Origin of the sequence: Streptomyces sp. NPDC032198 (genome assembly GCF_040636975.1) — a bacterium.
Classification (GTDB): Bacteria; Actinomycetota; Actinomycetes; order Streptomycetales; family Streptomycetaceae; genus Streptomyces.
The window spans coordinates 152765-169238 of record NZ_JBEZVL010000019.1; the positions used below are offsets into that span (position 1 = coordinate 152765).

At 69.9% G+C, this 16474-nt stretch carries 16 protein-coding genes and 1 pseudogene; 9 read left to right on the forward strand and 8 right to left on the reverse strand.

All coding sequences use genetic code 11. The annotated features are described in order from the left end of the window. Window positions 1-19: 19 nt before the first annotated feature. Together AB0E78_RS38185 and miaB are read right to left on the reverse strand one after the other, a co-directional pair. The gene (locus AB0E78_RS38185) at window positions 20-304 is read right to left on the reverse strand and encodes a hypothetical protein (protein WP_361843148.1); all 285 of its coding nucleotides are present in this window, start codon (window positions 302-304) and stop codon (window positions 20-22) included. Window positions 305-351: 47 nt separating this feature from the next. Further along, complete coding sequence (miaB, locus tag AB0E78_RS38190) at window positions 352-1872, reverse strand: tRNA (N6-isopentenyl adenosine(37)-C2)-methylthiotransferase MiaB (RefSeq protein WP_361843151.1); 1521 nt, start codon at window positions 1870-1872, stop codon at window positions 352-354. An 86-nt stretch (window positions 1873-1958) separates the two neighbouring features. Between miaB and AB0E78_RS38195 the strand changes: the two genes are divergently transcribed. Further along, entirely contained in the window at window positions 1959-2954 is a 996-nt protein-coding gene (locus tag AB0E78_RS38195; RefSeq protein ID WP_361843153.1) for a TAXI family TRAP transporter solute-binding subunit, read from the forward strand. 25 nt (window positions 2955-2979) lie between these two features. Here the strand turns inward: AB0E78_RS38195 and AB0E78_RS38200 are convergent, their stop codons facing one another. Next, complete coding sequence (locus tag AB0E78_RS38200) at window positions 2980-4395, reverse strand: HAMP domain-containing sensor histidine kinase (RefSeq protein ID WP_361843155.1); 1416 nt, start codon at window positions 4393-4395, stop codon at window positions 2980-2982. 16 nt (window positions 4396-4411) lie between these two features. Continuing rightward, window positions 4412-5101, reverse strand: a complete 690-nt coding sequence (locus AB0E78_RS38205; protein ID WP_361843158.1) for a response regulator transcription factor — start codon at window positions 5099-5101, stop codon at window positions 4412-4414. A 288-nt stretch (window positions 5102-5389) separates the two neighbouring features. On the opposite strand from AB0E78_RS38205, the gene AB0E78_RS38210 reads away from it, so the two are divergent. The 8 genes from AB0E78_RS38210 (at window position 5390) to AB0E78_RS38245 (ending at window position 11828) form a co-directional block, all read left to right on the forward strand. Next, window positions 5390-6169: an amino acid ABC transporter ATP-binding protein gene (locus AB0E78_RS38210; protein ID WP_361843160.1), complete on the forward strand. Its 780-nt coding sequence runs from the start codon at window positions 5390-5392 to the stop codon at window positions 6167-6169. Between the two features lie 56 nt (window positions 6170-6225). Then, complete coding sequence (locus tag AB0E78_RS38215) at window positions 6226-7059, forward strand: glutamate ABC transporter substrate-binding protein (protein ID WP_361843162.1); 834 nt, start codon at window positions 6226-6228, stop codon at window positions 7057-7059. A gap of 113 nt (window positions 7060-7172) precedes the next feature. Next, a complete protein-coding gene (locus AB0E78_RS38220; protein ID WP_361843164.1) occupies window positions 7173-7841 on the forward strand; it encodes an amino acid ABC transporter permease in 669 nt (222 codons plus the stop codon). Continuing rightward, window positions 7838-8773 carry an amino acid ABC transporter permease gene (locus AB0E78_RS38225; RefSeq protein WP_361843167.1) on the forward strand — a complete coding sequence of 312 codons (936 nt, stop codon included), beginning with the start codon at window positions 7838-7840 and terminating at the stop codon, window positions 8771-8773. The genes AB0E78_RS38220 and AB0E78_RS38225 overlap by 4 nt, the downstream gene beginning before the upstream one ends. A gap of 223 nt (window positions 8774-8996) precedes the next feature. Continuing rightward, on the forward strand, window positions 8997-10640 hold the full coding sequence (locus AB0E78_RS38230) for an FAD-dependent monooxygenase (RefSeq protein WP_361843170.1): 1644 nt from the start codon (window positions 8997-8999) through the stop codon (window positions 10638-10640). After that, a complete protein-coding gene (locus AB0E78_RS38235; protein ID WP_361843172.1) occupies window positions 10576-10770 on the forward strand; it encodes a putative leader peptide in 195 nt (64 codons plus the stop codon). The genes AB0E78_RS38230 and AB0E78_RS38235 overlap by 65 nt, the downstream gene beginning before the upstream one ends. 72 nt (window positions 10771-10842) lie before the next feature. After that, a complete protein-coding gene (locus tag AB0E78_RS38240) occupies window positions 10843-11379 on the forward strand; it encodes a cysteine dioxygenase (protein WP_361843175.1) in 537 nt (178 codons plus the stop codon). Continuing rightward, window positions 11376-11828 (forward strand): rhodanese-like domain-containing protein, encoded by a 453-nt coding sequence (locus AB0E78_RS38245; RefSeq protein ID WP_361843177.1) that lies wholly within the window; start codon window positions 11376-11378, stop codon window positions 11826-11828. Before AB0E78_RS38240 ends, AB0E78_RS38245 begins: the two co-directional genes overlap by 4 nt. Window positions 11829-11891: 63 nt before the next feature. Here the strand turns inward: AB0E78_RS38245 and AB0E78_RS38250 are convergent, their stop codons facing one another. The 4 genes and pseudogenes from AB0E78_RS38250 to AB0E78_RS38265 form a co-directional block, all read right to left on the reverse strand. Next, window positions 11892-14435, reverse strand: a complete 2544-nt coding sequence (locus tag AB0E78_RS38250) for an FtsX-like permease family protein (RefSeq protein WP_361843179.1) — start codon at window positions 14433-14435, stop codon at window positions 11892-11894. Then, the gene (locus AB0E78_RS38255) at window positions 14432-15106 is read right to left on the reverse strand and encodes a helix-turn-helix domain-containing protein (protein ID WP_361843181.1); all 675 of its coding nucleotides are present in this window, start codon (window positions 15104-15106) and stop codon (window positions 14432-14434) included. The genes AB0E78_RS38250 and AB0E78_RS38255 overlap by 4 nt, the downstream gene beginning before the upstream one ends. A 346-nt stretch (window positions 15107-15452) precedes the next feature. Continuing rightward, complete coding sequence (gene recX, locus AB0E78_RS38260; protein WP_361843184.1) at window positions 15453-16202, reverse strand: recombination regulator RecX; 750 nt, start codon at window positions 16200-16202, stop codon at window positions 15453-15455. 3 nt (window positions 16203-16205) lie between these two features. Beyond that, window positions 16206-16474, reverse strand: a pseudogene (locus AB0E78_RS38265) (DNA recombination/repair protein RecA); the annotation flags it as partial.

The window sequence follows — 16474 nt, forward strand, 5'->3', positions numbered from 1 at the left end:
ATCCGCAGCGTAACGCGCGCTAGTAGGCGATCGGGCCGGAGTCCCACTCCAGCTCTGAGATCGAGAAGCGGTACGGGAAGGAGCCCCCGGACGAGCCGTCGCCGATCACCATCCAACCGTCGGCCGTGCGGTAGCGCCGCATCCGTACGGGATAGCGCGGGTGCTTCGGGCGGTACAGGCGGACGAACTCCGCGAACCGCTCCACCGCTTCGTCATGCGTGCCGTCCACCGTGGCCATCAGCTCGAACAGATGCCATGCCCCCGGCCCCGGCGGGTTCTCCATCATCAGCGCCCAGCGCGCCATCGGCCCATCCCCCGTCGTTCCACCGCGCCCGTCGTCCGCCTGCCCCGTCAGTCGCAGCCGCAGCCGCTTCCGGAGGCCACCGGGAGCGGCTCGGGGGCGCCCACCTTCGGCAGCCCGAGCATCACGCCCGCGGGCTTGGCGGCCGCCTCGGCGTTGCGCTTCTCCCAGGCGTCACCCGCGCGCGTGGGGCGCACGTTCAGGACGGCGCCCTCGGCGAGCAGGTGGTGCGGTGCCGCGTACGTGATCTCCACCGTCACCACGTCACCAGGGCGGACCTCGGTCTCGGGCTTGGTGAAGTGGACCAGACGGTTGTCGGGGGCGCGTCCCGAGAGGCGGTGGGTGGCGCCGTCCTTGCGGCCCTCGCCCTCGGCCACCATCAGGTCGAGCGTCCTGCCGACCTGCTTCTTGTTCTCGTCCCAGGCGATCTCCTCCTGGAGGGCGGACAGCCGCATGTAACGCGCCTGGACGACCTCCTTGGGGATCTGCCCCTCCATGGTCGCCGCGGGCGTACCGGGGCGCTTGGAGTACTGGAAGGTGAAGGCGTTGGCGAAGCGGGCCTCACGCACCACGTGCATCGTCTGCTCGAAGTCCTCCTCGGTCTCCCCGGGGAAGCCGACGATGATGTCGGTGGTGATCGCGGCCTCGGGCATCGCGGCGCGGACCTTCTCGATGATGCCGAGGAAACGGTCCTGGCGGTACGAGCGGCGCATCGCCTTCAGGATCGGGTCCGAACCCGACTGGAGCGGCATATGGAGCTGCGGCATCACGTTCGGCGTCTCGGCCATGGCGGCGATCACGTCGTCCGTGAAGTCGCGCGGGTGCGGGGACGTGAAGCGCACGCGCTCCAGGCCCTCGATCTTCCCGCAGGCCCGCAGAAGCTTGCTGAAGGCCTCACGGTCACCGATGTCCGAGCCGTACGCGTTCACGTTCTGGCCGAGCAGGGTGATCTCGGAGACGCCCTCGGCGACGAGCGCCTCGATCTCGGCGAGGATGTCGCCGGTCCTGCGGTCCTTCTCCTTGCCGCGCAGGGCGGGCACGATGCAGAACGTGCAGGTGTTGTTGCAGCCCACGGAGATGGAGACCCAGGCCGCGTACGCGCTCTCGCGGCGCGTGGGCAGCGTCGAGGGAAACGCCTCCAGGGACTCGGCGATCTCGACCTGCGCCTCTTCCTGGACGCGGGCCCTCTCCAGGAGCACCGGCAGCTTGCCGATGTTGTGGGTGCCGAAGACGACGTCGACCCAGGGGGCCTTCTGGACGATGGTGTCGCGGTCCTTCTGGGCCAGGCAGCCGCCGACGGCGATCTGCATGCCGGGCCGCTTGGTCTTCATCGGCGCCAGGCGGCCGAGATTGCCGTACAGACGGTTGTCGGCGTTCTCCCGCACGGCGCACGTGTTGAAGACGACCACATCGGCGTCGCCGTCCGAGCCCTCGGGCGCACGTTCGTAGCCGGCGCCCTCCAGGAGTCCGGAGAGGCGCTCCGAATCGTGGACGTTCATCTGGCACCCGTAAGTGCGTACCTCGTACGTTCCTTTAACGCCCACTGCCTGTCCCCGGTCGCCGCTGCTCATGGGACAAGGGTAGGCGGTCACGGGAGTGTCCCTGCCGGGAGCTCGGCCCTGGCCATCACTGCGAGTGGCCTGGCAGGATCGCGCGCATGTTCACGGCACTCCCCCGCCTCAGCAGGCGCCGCGCACTCCAGGGTGCGGCGGCCGCCCTTGTGGTCTTCGGGCTCCTGATGTGGTGGCTCGTCCCGGTGGGCGACGACTCTCCGGGGGGCCGGATGACGTTCAGTACGGGCGTGAAGAACGCGGTGTACGAGCGGTACGGCAAGCTGCTGCGGACCGCGATCTCCCATGACATGCCCAAGGTGGACGTGGAGCTGCTCAACAGCGAGGGGTCGCAGCAGAACGTCGAGCGGGTGGCCACGGGGAAGGCCGATTTCACCATCGCCGCCGCCGACGCCGTCGAGAAGTACCGCCTGGAGGGGCGGGCGGGCGCGGAGCGGCTGCGGGGCTGTGCGCGGCTCTATGACGACTACGTCCAGCTCGTCGTCCGGCGCACGTCTCCCATCGACAGGGCGAAGGACCTGCGGGGCAAGAAGGTGGCCGTGGGGCAGCCGCGCTCTGGCGTGCGGCTGATAGCGGAACGGGTACTCAAGGCCGCCGACCTCGACCCCGAGAAGGACCTCACGTCGGTGAACGCCGGTATCGACACGGCGCCCGATCTTCTTAAGAAGGGCGACATCGACGCCTTCTTCTGGTCGGGTGGGCTGCCGACCAGCACCGTGGCCAAGCTGTCCGACGAGTTCGACATCCGTCTCGTCCCGCTCGGCGACCTCGTGGACGCGCTGCACGAGCAGGGCGGGGCCTCCCGCTACTACCGGGCGGCGGTGATGCCCGCCGATGCCTATCCCGCCGTCCAGCAGCACGACGCCGTACCGACCCTGGCCGTGGCGAACCTCCTGGTCACCACGGACCGGGCGGACCCGAAGCTGACCGAGGGGCTGACCCGCACGGTCATCGACAGCCGTGATCACATCGGCGGCGAGGTGCACGCGGCCCAGTTGGTGGACCTGCGGACCGCGCTCTACACGGACCCGCTCGACCTGCACGAGGGTGCGCGCCGCTACTACCAGTCGGTCAAGCCGTAGCCCTTGAGCGGCGTGCCCGTAGCCGTCAGGCCGCGCGCCCGGGTTCGCCGCGCGGCACGCCTACGGTCACCCGCAGGCCGTGCGGCTCGTTCTGCTCGTACGCGATGGAACCGCCGCCCGCGGTGAGCAGGGCGCGCGAGATGGACAGGCCGAGGCCCGATCCCTTCACGTTCTGATGGCGGTTGCTGCGCCAGAAGCGGTCGCCGATGCGGGCGAGTTCGTCCTCAGTGAGGCCGGGTCCGCCGTCCGTGATCACTACGGTCGTCAGCTCACCGGTCCAGGAGACCTCCACCCGCACCTCCTCGCCCTCGGGCGTGAACTTGAGGGCGTTGTCGATCACCGCGTCCAGGGCGCTGGACAGGGCGACCGGGTCGGCCCAGCCAGTGGTCGCCGGGCAGAGGCCCGTCAGCCGTACTCCGTGCTCCTCGGCGAGCGGCCGCCAGGCTCCGACGCGTTCGGCCGCGAGCTCACCGATGTCGGTGAGCCGCAGGTCGGCCGCGGCGTGCTCGGCGAGCGCGAGGCCCAGCAGGTCGTCGAGCACCTGGGCGAGGCGTTTGCCCTCGGTGCGCACGGAGGCGATCTCCTCGTTCCCCTCGGGCAGTTCGAGGGCGAGCAGCTCGATGCGGAGCAGCAAAGCGGAGAGCGGGTTGCGCAGTTGGTGCGATGCGTCGGCGACGAAGGCCCGCTGCTGCTCCAGTACGTCCTCGACGTTGTCAGCCATCTCGTTGAACGACCGGGCCAGGCGCCTCAGTTCCGGCGGCCCACCGGCGGCCGCCACCCGTGACTTCAGGCGCCCTGTCGCGATGTCGTGCGTGGTCGCGTCCAGGACCCGCACCGGGCGCAGCACCCAGCCGGTGAGGCGCAGTGCGGCGCCGACGGCGAGGAGCATCGCCGCCGACTCACCGGCGCCGATGAGCAGCCATCCCTGCAGTGTCTTCGATCGCATGTGTCCCGTGGGCGAGTCGGTGACGACGACGGCGATGACGTCCCCGTCCCTGATGACCGGCGACGCGACGACGAGCCGGCCGCGCTGCCAGGGCCAGACCTGCCGCGGATCGTGGCTTCCACGGGACCTGAGGGCCTCTTCGAAGGCCTCCCGCACCTCGGCGCCCCTCGGGGGCAGGAACCAGTCCCCGGGGGCGAGAGCCATGGGCTCACGGTCCCGGAAGAAGACGCCCGCCTTGATCCCGTAGACCTGGTGGTAGTAGTCGAGTTCGGTCTGGAGGGTTTCGCGTCGTTCGTCCTTGTCCCGCAGGCGTGAACCCGTGGGGCGTTTCGTGACGAACTGCGCGAGTGCCGCGAACCGCGCCGTGTCGTCGATCCGGTCGACGACCACCTTCTGCTGCTGCGCCGCCGCCACGCTCACCGCGAGCGGGAAGCCGAGCGCGAGCAGCACACCCGCCATGAGGACGATGAGCAGCGGGAGGAGGCGAGAGCGCACCTGACCTCGCTACTCGCTACGCGGCCGGGGCGACGAGCCGGTAGCCCACGCCCCGTACGGTCTCGATCAGGGCCGGCATGTGCAACTTGGAGCGCAGGGAAGCGACATGCACCTCGAGCGTGCGCCCCGTTCCCTCCCAGCTGGTGCGCCACACCTCGCTGATGATCTGCTCCCGGCGGAACACCACGCCGGGCCGCTGCGCGAGAAGTGCGAGCAGGTCGAACTCCTTGCGGGTCAGCTGCACGGTCGAACCGTCCACGCTGACCTGCCGGGTGGACAGTTCGATGCACACGGAGCCGAGGTGAAGTTCGCTGTCGGCGGGGCCGGCCGCAGCGCCCGACGGGGGCCGCCGGATGACCGCGTGGATACGCGCGATCAGCTCCCCGGTGTCGTACGGCTTCACTACGTAGTCATCGGCCCCGAGATTCAGACCATGGATCCGCGAGCGCACGTCGGCACGCGCCGTCACCATGATCACGGGCGTCGATCCCCGCTTGCGGATCTTTCCGCACACTTCGTAGCCGTCCTGATCCGGCAGCCCCAGATCGAGGAGCACGACTCCGAAGGGTGTCGTCGCGCCGGGCAGCAGGGCCTGCAGCGCCTCTTCGCCGCTGCGGGCGTGCACGACGTCGAAGCCGTGCCTGGCCAGGACCGCGGACAGGGCGACGGCCACATGATCGTCGTCCTCGACGAGGAGCAGTCTCATACGGGCCCCCTCCGGTTCATCGGTCGTTCCGTTCGCGCTCGCCGACGGCCGGTACGCGCGCGTGCACAGGCACCAAGGCATCCACGCCGATAGATAAGGACCGCGTCAAGAGGGTTCGGGTCACGGGCACGTTCCGTTATGTAGCCGGTACGCGCGTGGGGCATCCCCTTCACACGGAGTGTCCGGTTGCGGCCGGATCGTTATGCTCAATTTCCCCTCAGATGTAATGACGCTGGTCGCACCGGGTTACTACTGTCCTCCCAACCGAGGAGGATGGAGCAACAAGCCGTGACCGAAGTATCGGTGACCAAGGACGCCATACCGCCCGGGGCGGACGACCTGGTCGTGCTGAAGAACGTCAACAAGCACTTCGGCGCTCTGCACGTCCTCCAGGACATCGACCTGACCATCACCCGCGGTGAGGTCGTCGTCGTGATCGGCCCCTCCGGGTCGGGCAAGTCGACACTGTGCCGCGCCATCAACCGCCTGGAGACGGTCGAATCGGGAGACATCTCGATCGACGGCAAGCCACTGCCCCAGGAGGGCAAGGAGCTCGCCCGTCTCCGTGCGGACGTGGGCATGGTCTTCCAGTCCTTCAACCTTTTCGCGCACAAGACCGTGCTCGAGAACGTGATGCTGGGCCAGATCAAGGTGCGCAAGACGTCCAAGGCGGAAGCAGAGACGAAGGCGCGCGGCCTCCTGGACCGCGTAGGCGTCGCCACGCAGGCCGACAAGTACCCCGCGCAGCTCTCCGGTGGCCAGCAGCAACGCGTCGCGATCGCCCGCGCGTTGGCCATGGACCCCAAGGTGATGCTCTTCGACGAGCCCACGTCGGCGCTCGACCCGGAGATGATCAACGAGGTCCTGGAGGTCATGCAGCAGCTCGCACGGGACGGCATGACCATGGTCGTGGTCACCCACGAGATGGGCTTCGCCCGCTCGGCGGCCAACCGCGTCGTCTTCATGGCGGACGGTCGGATCGTCGAAGAGGCCGTGCCGGACCAGTTCTTCAGCAACCCGCGCAGCGACCGGGCCAAGGACTTCCTGTCGAAGATCCTTCACCACTGACGCGTGGTTCTCCCCTGCGTCTCAACCCTCGTCTGCCGAAACAAAGGATGTTCACCATGAAGGCTCGCAAGGTCACCGCGGCAGCCGCCGTCGTACTCGCGCTCTCCGTCTCCGCCACCGCCTGTGGTTCGGACGACAAGGACGACAAGGGTTCCGGTGGTGGCAAGAAGATCACCATCGGCATCAAGTTCGACCAGCCGGGCATCGGCCTGAAGACGCCGGACGGCTACACGGGCTTCGACGTCGATGTCGCGACCTACGTCGCCAAGGAGCTCGGCTACAAGGCCGACGACATCGAGTGGAAAGAAACTCCCAGCGCTGACCGCGAGACCGCCCTCGAGCGTGGTGACGTGAAGTTCATCGCGGCGTCGTACTCCATCAACGACGAGCGCGAGAAGAAGGTCGACTTCGCGGGACCGTACCTCCTCGCGCACCAGGACCTCCTGGTCCGGTCCGACGACAAGATCACCAAGGGCACGGACCTCAACGGCAAGAAGCTCTGCTCGGTCACCGGCTCCACCTCGGCGCAGAACGTCAAGAAGGAGATCGCGCCGAAGGCCCAGCTGCGCCAGAACAGCACCTACTCCGAGTGCATCGACGGACTGGGCAGCGGCACCATCGACGCGCTGACCACCGACGACTCGATCCTCGCGGGCTACGCGGCGCAGGAGCAGTACAAGGGCAAGTTCAAGCTCGCCGGCCTGAAGCTGACGAACGAGAACTACGGCATCGGCGTCAAGAAGGGCGACACGAAGCTCAAGGACAAGATCAACAAGGCCCTCGAGAAGATGGTCTCGGACAAGTCCTGGGACAAGGCCGTCAAGGAGAACTTCGGTCCGGCCGGTTACAAGAACGAGCCCGCCCCGAAGATCGGCGACATCGTCAAGTGACCTCGTGGGACCGGCTCCTGAAGCCGGTCCGCTGACAAGGCACACGCCGGTACGCCGCCGCCCGAGCGCGGCGGCGTACCTCGCCATCACCACATGCGAGAGCGCGGGAGATCGTGTTCGACTTTCTTGAAGACTACGACTTGCTCGAGGCCTTCTGGATGACGGTGAAGCTCACCGTCTTCGCAGGCATCGGCTCCTTGGTCTGGGGCACTCTGCTGGCCGCCATGCGGGTCAGCCCGGTTCCGGTCATGCGTTGGTTCGGCACCGCTTACGTCAACATCGTGCGGAACATCCCGCTGACCGTCATCATCGTGTTCAGCTCGCTCGGGCTCGCCGACGTCTTCGGCATGACCATGGGCGCAGCTGACGACGTCGACACCATGACCTTCCGTCTCTCGGTGCTCGGCCTCGGGGCCTACACGGCGGCGTTCGTCTGCGAGGCGGTGCGGTCCGGCATCAACACCGTGCCGGTGGGCCAGGCGGAAGCCGCACGCGCCCTCGGGCTGAGCTTCAGCCAGGTCCTCGGTCTCATCGTGCTGCCGCAGGCCTTCCGGTCCGTGATCGGCCCCCTCACCAACGTGCTGATCGCCCTGACCAAGAACACCACGGTCGCGGCGGCCATCGGCGTGGCGGAAGCGGCTCTACTGATGAGGGAAATGCTCGAGAATGAGGCACAGTTGTTCCTCATCGCCGCGATATTCGCCTTCGGGTTCGTGGTGCTGACCCTGCCGACGGGCCTCATACTCGGGTGGCTCGGCAAGCGCCTGGCGGTGAAGCGATGACCTCCGTCCTCTACGACGCTCCCGGGCCACGCGCCAAGCGGCGCAACGTCCTTCTCTCCGTGTTCTTCCTTGCTCTCCTGCTCCTGGGATTCTGGTGGGCCTGGTCCGCCATGTCCGACAAGGGGCAGCTGGACTGGGCCAAGTGGGAGCCCTGGCTGGCCGATTCCGAGTCCTGGACGACATATCTGCTGCCGGGCCTCGCGAACACGCTGAAGGCCGCGGGCCTCGCCATGGTGATCGCCCTTCCGCTGGGAGCACTCTTCGGTATCGCGCGGCTCTCCGATCACCGGTGGGTGAGGATTCCCGCCGCTGTGGTCGTCGAGTTCTTCCGGGCGATCCCGGTGCTGCTCCTGATGGTCTTCGCCAACCAGTTCTACTCGGACTCCACCGACATCAGCGTCGACGACCGCCCGATGTACGCCGTGGTCACGGGCCTGGTGCTCTACAACGCCTCGGTCCTCGCCGAGATCGTGCGGGCGGGCATCTTGTCGCTGCCCAAGGGCCAGACGGAAGCCGCCAAGGCGATCGGCCTGCGCAAGGGCCAGACGATGACCAGCGTGCTGCTGCCGCAGTCCGTGACGGCGATGCTGCCGGCGTTGGTCAGCCAGCTCGTCGTCATCGTCAAGGACACCGCGCTCGGCGGCGCGATGCTCAGCTTCGCCGAACTGCTCAGCTCCCGTAAGACGGCGGCGTCGTACTACGCGAGCGTCATCCCCAGTTTCATCATCGTCGCGGTGATCTTCATCGTGCTGAACCTGCTGATCACCGGCCTGGCCTCCTGGCTGGAGCGCCGCATGCGGCGCTCCAAGAAGAGCACGGGTGCCGTGGTGGGCCCTGAAGCGCTCGAGAACCTGGAGACGATCGGCCCCAAGACGATCCGCATGGATCACGGTGAGAACACTGGTGGAGGCTTTGGGGGCGGCACCGGCTAGCGCCGACACCTCGATCGCTCGGTGAGAACACGGAGGCAGTGGCATATCGCCACTGCCTCCGTCGTTACACGTTCGCCCAAGCGCCACAGCAGCCGGTCGGCAACTTGACGCGGGCACCAGCGGTGGGTTGCATACGTTCTGTGATCGTGCACCGGGCTCCAACTGCCAGTTCCTGTACGTACGTCCAGCGCTCCCGGGCCCTTGCGGCGGGAGGGTGCGCACCGTGGACCCGGTGATCGTCGTCGGCGCGGGCCCCGTGGGGCTCACGCTCGCCCTGGCTCTCGCGCGTCACTCCGTACCCACCGTGGTACTCGACGAAGGGCCCGGCAAGGACGAGCAGCGGCCCGCGCGGACCGTCATCCTGCGGGATGACACCGCGGCCCTCATGGAGCGGCTCGCCGGTCACTCGTTCGGTGATCAGGACTCGGGAGCGCGGTGGGGCGGCTGGCGGTCCCTGCGGCGCAAGCAGCTGATGCGGGAGCTCACGTTCAGTGACGAGATGCCGGCCCCGCTGCACGTGCCCCAGCATGTGCTGACGGGAGCCCTGCGCGCGGCCATCGCCGAGGAGCGGTTGGTCAAGGTCGCGGTGGAGAGCAAGCTCGACTCCCTGGAGCAGGACGCGGGCGGCCTGACCGCCCATACTCGCGGCCCCAAGGACACCTGGTGGCGGGGCAGTTATCTGGTGGGCTGCGACGGGCCCCGGTCGACCGTGCGCAAGCTCCTCGACGTCCGCTTCCCGGGGCGTACGGCCGTCGAGCGACACGCCGTGGCCGCGCTGCGCACGGAACTTCCCGGGCCCGGAGAGGCGTTGTTGCATCGGATGCCTCCGTGGCGCCACGGAGGCGCGGAGGTGACGGGCCGTCCGCTCGCCGACGGGGTGTGGCGGCTCGACTGGCTGCTGCCGCCACGCGGCGAGCTCGTGACGCCGGACGCCCTCGTGGTGCGCATCCGCGAGACCCTCGCGGGCTGGTGCGGCGGCTCCACACCGCCGTACGAACTGCTCGACACCGGTGTGCACACCGTCCACCACCGGCTGGCCCGCCGGTGGCGGGTCGGCCGTGCCTTCCTCGCGGGCGACGCCGCGCATCTGCTCGGCGCGCTCGGGACGCAAGGGCTCGACGAAGGGCTGCGGGACGCGGACAACCTCGCCTGGAAGCTGGCGCTGGCCTGGCACCACGGCGCGCGGGACGCCCTGCTCGACAGCTATCAGACCGAGCGGCGGGCCAGCGTCGCCGCACGCCTGCGCGCCGCCGACCAGTCGCTGCCGATACTGCGGGGCGGCAAGGGCCTGCGCTCCTACGTGCCGGGGTCGGCGCGAGGCCATGACACCCTCCTCACCGACGGACACGTGGGGCGCGGGCCCCTCGGCGCGCCCGCATCGTACGCGGACTCACCGCTGGCACCCCCGCCCTCCGAGTCCGAGGTTGTCGTGGACACGGAGCCGGGGGCGCCCGTGACCGATGTACCGGTGACAGCACCCGACGGCTCCTTCGTACAGCTGCGCGACCGGCTCGGCGTGGGTCGGCTGCTCGTCGTCCTTGTCGCACCCGGCACGGTGGTGTGGGAGCGACGGCACTGGGTGTCGGCCGGGGTCATGCCCCGGCTCGCCGCCGCCGTCACGGCACTGCCGTACCCGGCGGAATTGCTCGTCGCGGAGAGTTACCCAGGGGCCCCCGCGCACTCGGTGCTGCTCATCCGCCCCGACGGTCACCTGGTCACCGCGCTCGGCGGAGTGCGCCCCGCCGAGTTGTATACGGCGGCCGAGGCAGCCCTGGGTGGACCTGCTCCGAAGCGGCGCGCGGATGGCGCGGACACCCCGGAGAAGGCGCAGACCACCGCCGCCGGGAGCCGTCCGACCACACAGTGAGAAGGAGTTGACCGGCACGCAGCGTCATGGTCTACTCCGAAATGTGACCGACACCGATGTGCGCCTGTGGCGGAGGGTCCATATGGACCTCGTCCGCTATGCGGGCTGCGTGTGTCGTCCGTCCTGCTGAATTCGCCCTCGTTTCCCCAGCGCGCCGCCTGCTCCTCGGTGCGCGCTTCCGCGAACTTCCAGGACGGTCCCCGTGTCTGTTTCTCTCTCCACCCTGCCTGCTTCCACGGCAGCGTCCGCGCCCACCGCCGCCGAGCTCCTCGAATTCGTGCGTCGTAGCGCCGCCGACCCCGAGCTCGTCGCCTCACTGCCGCTCGACCCCGAGGGCCGCACCTGGGTGCGCCTCGAAGGGCCCGGCGGCAGTGAAGCCTGGCTGATCGGCTGGCCGCCGGGTACCGGCACCGGATGGCATGACCACGCGGAGTCGGTCGGTGCCTTCCTCACCGCTGCGGGCACGCTCAAGGAGAACTCGCTCGCCGCCCGGCTGCCCACCGACGGATGGAAGACCTTGGAGCTGTCCGAAGGGGTGGACCGTGAGCGGGAGTTGACGGCCGGCAAGGGCAGGGCGTTCGGCCAGAACCACGTGCATGAAGTTCTGAACGAGTCCACGAGCGAGCACGCGATCTCCGTGCACGCCTACTATCCGCCGCTGCCCCGCATCCGCCGCTACAGCCGTACGGGCGCGGTCCTGCGCCTGGGGTCCGTGGAGCGCCCGGAGGACTGGCAGTGAGTGCGCACCCCGAAGGCGTACACCCCATAGGCGTGCACCCCGCGGCCGAACGTCCCGTCGGCATCGACGAGTTGCTGGAGCGCGTGCGGCTCGACCTCCCCCGGGTCACTCCGGAGGAGGCGCGTGACACCGCGGCCGCGGGAGGACTCCTGGTCGACATCCGTTACGCGGCCCTGCGCGAGCGGGACGGTCTGATCCCTGGCGCCCTCGTCGTCGAGCGCAATGAACTGGAGTGGCGCCTGGACCCGCAGGGCAGTCACCGTGCGGCGGAGGCCGTCAGCCACGACCTGTGGATCGTGGTCATCTGCAACGAGGGTTACGCGTCGAGCCTCGCGGCCGTCTCTTTGCGGCAGTTGGGACTGCGGCACGCGACCGACCTCATCGGCGGGTTCCAGGCGTGGAAGGCCGCCGGGCTTCCTGTCGCGGATGTCGCGGACATCGCGGACTGAGCACGCGCGCGTGGGCGCCCCTACCGGATTCGGTAAGGGGCGCCCACCATTGCGTACTGCCGCTTACTCCTTGGCCGTTGCCACCGTGACGGGGCGCGGCTTCAGGGCGGCGCGCCCCGGGAGCGCGGTCGCGGTGAGGGCGAGCAGAGCCGCGACGGCCACCACGGAGACGTACACCAAGGGAGTGATCGAGGGTGCGGCGCCGCCGGTCATGCCGATGCTGAAGGCGGTCAGGACGGCGAGCGCGATACCGCTGCCGAGGGCCGCGCCGATGAGCAGGACGGACAGTGCCTCGGTGCGCAGCATGCCGAGGACCTGGCGGCGGCTCGCGCCCGCGAGGCGCAGCATCGCGAACTCGCGGATGCGCTCGGAGACCGACATGGCGAGGGTGTTGACGACGGCGATCGCGGTGAAGGCCAGGATGAGGCCCATGGCGAGGTGGTTCACCTCGGCGTTCGCCTGCTGGCGCTCGGCCTGGAGGTTGTCGACTGCGGCCGGAGCGAGAACACGGACGCCCGGGAACTGCGCGACGCCTGCCGCGAGTTGTTCCTGTGTACGGTCGCTCTTGATCAGGACCGTGGCGGCGAGCGGGTTGTCGACGTGGCGGGCGACCAGGTCGTGCGCCATGGTCAGGTCCCCGAACCCGAGCCCGCGGGCGTACACGGCGCTGACCTCGAGCGTGGTCTTCGTGCCGTCGCCGAGCGTGAGTTTCAGAGTGCTGCCGGGCTTCAAGCCGAGCTGGTCGGCGGCCAGTTCACTGACGGCGACGCTTCCCTTCCCGAAGCCGTCCAGGGATCCGGCGGTGACGTCCGGGTTCCAGGTGCGGGTGAGCCCTGCCGTGCTGACGCCCTGCGCCGGGTACTTGTCGAGCCCTACGCGCACGGTGGTGCGGACGACCTCGGTGGCGGCCTCGACACCTTCGGTCGTACGCAGCTTCCGCGCGGCCTCGGCCGGGACGCCCGGGCCCTGGGCCGCCAGCACCCAATCGGCCCGGATGCCCTCGCGGGCCTGGGCGCGGGCCGCGTCACCGAGGGTGGGCTGGACGAACAGGACGGTGCAGGTCATGCCGATGAGGAGGGCGAGCGGGGTGACGGCCGCCGCCATCCGGGCCGCGTTGCCGCGGAGGTTGGCGTGCGCGAGGCGGCCACCGGGGCCGGAGAGCCGCAGCGGGCCGCGCAGCACGGCAGCCGCCGCCCTGACCACGAGCGGACCGAGGAGCGCGATGGCGGAGGAAAGGACGACCACGGCCAGGAAAGTCACGGGGGTCGACGCGGGCTCGGTGCGCAGCACACTGAGCACGGCGACGAGCACGGCGCCTCCGGCGAGGAGGACGAGGCCCGCGATGACGCGGCTCCACGGCGGTCGGGTGCGCTCGACGCGCGCTTCGGCGAGAGCCTCGGCCGGGCGGATGCGGGCGATGCGGCGTGCCGAGAGGCGAGCCGCGGCCCAGGCCCCGAGCAGCGTCGCGGCCACGGCGACGAGGGACGGGAAGACGCTCACGGTCCGCTCCAGGGTGGCGGGGACGGCGCCCATGTCCACGAACCTGCCGTGCAGCCAGCCGCCGAGCGGAATTCCGGCGAGCGAGCCGATGACGCCCGCGGCCGCTCCGACGATCAGGGCCTCGCGGCCGAGCAGCCCCCGGATCTGCTTCGGGGTGGCGGCGATGGCGCGGAGCAGGGCGAGTTCGCGGTGGCGCTGCTGCACGGAGAGGGCGAAGGTGCCGACAACCACGAGGATGGCGACGAGGAGAGACGTGCCGCCCATCGCGCCGCCCATGCTGACCAGCTTGATGCGGGCGCCCGCCGCGTCGAGGAACTCCACCGGGCCACGGTCGTCGCCTGTGCTGACCTGCGCCTTCGTACCGGCGAGGGCATCGGTGACCGCATTCTTGAGCTCTCCCGTCCCGGTGCCCTCGGCCGGCACGACGCCGAGGGCGGTGATCTTGCCGGGGTGCGCGGCGAGCCGCTCGGCCTCTCCGGCGGAGAAGAAGAGGGACGTCTGGTGGGCGAGGGCGCCTTCGGAGGGGGCGGCTACTCCGGTGATGCGGTAGGAGCGCGGGGCCTGTGTCGACTGGACGGTGAGGTGGTCGCCGGTCTTGAGGTGGGCACGCTCGGCGAGGCCGCGGTCGATGACGAGGTCGCCGGTGGCGCGCGGGGCCTTGCCCTCGACGAGGCGGAAGGGGGTCAGCGCGGCCGACTCCCAGGCGTGGCCGTACGCGGGCTTGTCGGCGAGGTCACCGGCCGCGGGCGTCAATGGCTGGGCCAGGAACGTGAGTTCGGGAACGACTTTCCCGACGCCCGGCACGCCCTTGAGCTTCCGCGCGATGTCGTCCGACAGCCAGGCCCGCTCGGCGATCGGTTTGGCCTTGTGCTTGACCTTGGTCTTGCCCTTCTTGTGCTTGACCGTGGTCCGGTGGACGTTCTGGTCGGCGGAGACGACCACGGGGGCGGCGGCATAGCGCTCGGTCCGGATGGTGCCGCGCAGGCCGGTTTCGAGGAGGGTGCCGCAGGCCGTGATGAGCGCGGCGGCGCACATCAGTGCCAGGAAGGCGCCGAGGAATCCGCCCTTGCGGTCTCGGACGGTCTGCAGTGCATAGCGCAGCATCATGATGTGGCCTCGGGCTCGGAGGAGTGGGAGGGGAGAGGGGCAGGGTGGGGCGCGGGCATGGGCGCGGGGGTATCGGCTGCCGCGGGCGCCGGGAAGGCCAGAAGCCGGGTGAGTACGGTGCGGGCGTCGGCCGGGGTCTCGGCGTCGGGGCGCTTGTACCGGTTGAGCAGGGCGATGTACTCCTCGAAGAACTCGCGGAGTTCGGGGAGCGTCAGCCGGATGGTGCCGCGCGAGTACGGGAACGCGTCGGCCCACTCTCCGAGTCCGGCGCCGGCGTCCCCCGCTTCTCGCTGCAACTGCTCGAAGAGCTCCAGGTCGGCGGCGTACGAGAGGCGGTTCAACTCGTCCATCACGAGCCGCGTCTCGGCGTTCTGCTTGCTGCGTGGCGGGAAGCGCCGGTCGCCGGGGACCGCGCGCCACCAGCGTTCGCGGCCGTGGCCGGTGCCCGCGGTCTCCTCGACGAAGCCGTAGCGGGAGAGCTCGCGCAGGTGGTAGCTGGTGGCGCCGGTGTTGAGGCCGAGAGCCCTGGCGAGCGTCGCGGAGGTGGCCGGGCCGTGCACGGTGAGGTGCTGCAGCATCTGCTGACGCCGGGGCTGTGCGAGCGCCTTGAGGACGCGAAGGTCGCTCAGCTCCTCCGGGGCGCCGTCGGTCGAACCGGGTTCCTTTGCCATGCGTACACAGTCGCCTGTGCACAGGTTCCTTTGCAGTGCGGTGGACCGGCGTCTTCAGCAGGGGGTTATCCCCACCCCGCAGGCGGACAGGCGGGGCGTACAAGGCGAGTTGGGAGGGCTGTGGAGCGAGTCCGTGCGGCGGGGCGAGGCCCCACGGTGAGGTGATGCCCGGCGGAACGAAAGCCTGCGGAGCAAAGGCGGCCGGCGGCCCTACGGAACGAAGCCCTGCCGCGCGAGGCGCACCTGCGAAGTGAGCCCCCATGGAACGCGAAAGGGCCGGGCCGCGGTTCGCACCGCGCTGCCCGGCCCTGACCTGGGCCCCACCCCCGCGAGGGCCCTGGTCGGCTCAGTCCCCGTCGTACCCCAAGTCCCCCGCGTCCTCGCCCTCTTCCTCGATGGCCTGCCGGACGATCCGGAGCGCCAGCCCTTCCGAGTAGCCCTTGCGGGCGAGCATGCCCGCGAGGCGGCGCAGTCGCTTGTCGCGGTCGAGGCCCCGCGTGGCACGGAGCTTGCGGGCGACGAGCTCGCGTGCCGTCGCCTCCTCCTGCTCCGAGTCGAGCTGGCCGACGGCCTCCTCGATCAGCACGGCGTCCACGCCCTTCGTACGCAGCTCCTGCGCGAGCGCCCGTCGGGCCAGACCCCGGCCGTGGTGCCGGGACTCCACCCACGCGCCCGCGAAGGCACCGTCGTTGATCAGGCCGACCTCTTCGAAGCGGGTCAGCACCTCATCCGCCACGTCCTCCGGGATGTCCCGCTTGCGCAGCGCGTCGGCCAGCTGTTTGCGCGTGCGCGGGGTCCCGGTGAGCAGCCGCAGACAGATCGCGCGCGCCTTCTCACCCGGATCCGCTGTCGGCGGCTCCCCCTTCTCGGCCCTCGACGAGGAAGGGGGGCCGCTGTCCTGTGAACCGCCGCCCCGGCCTTCACCGAAGCCGCCACGCCGTCGGCGACCCCTCCGGCCGCCGCCCCCGCGGAAGCCGGTGCCGTCACCCTCCTGGTCGGCGCCACCCTGATCCGCACCGTCCGCGGGGCCTCTGCCCGCGGGATCGGTGTGGTGCTCGGGAACGATCTGGTCCGCCCAGTCCGTGCGCCGCGTCATGGATCAGCTCTTGGCCGCGGCGGCCTTGGGCTTGGTGGCCTTGGTCACCGGTGCGGGCACCGTCTTGGCGGCGTCCTCGGCCGTGCCCGTCACACCCGCCGTGTCCTTGCCCGGCTCGGCGGCCGGCTCCTCCGTCTTCGGCTTCACGCCGACGCCCAGCTTCTCCTTGATCTTCCGCTCGATCTCGTTGGCGAGGTCGGGGTTGTCCTTGAGGAAGTTGCGGGCGTTCTCCTTGCCCTGGCCGAGCTGGTCGCCCTCGTACGTGTACCAGG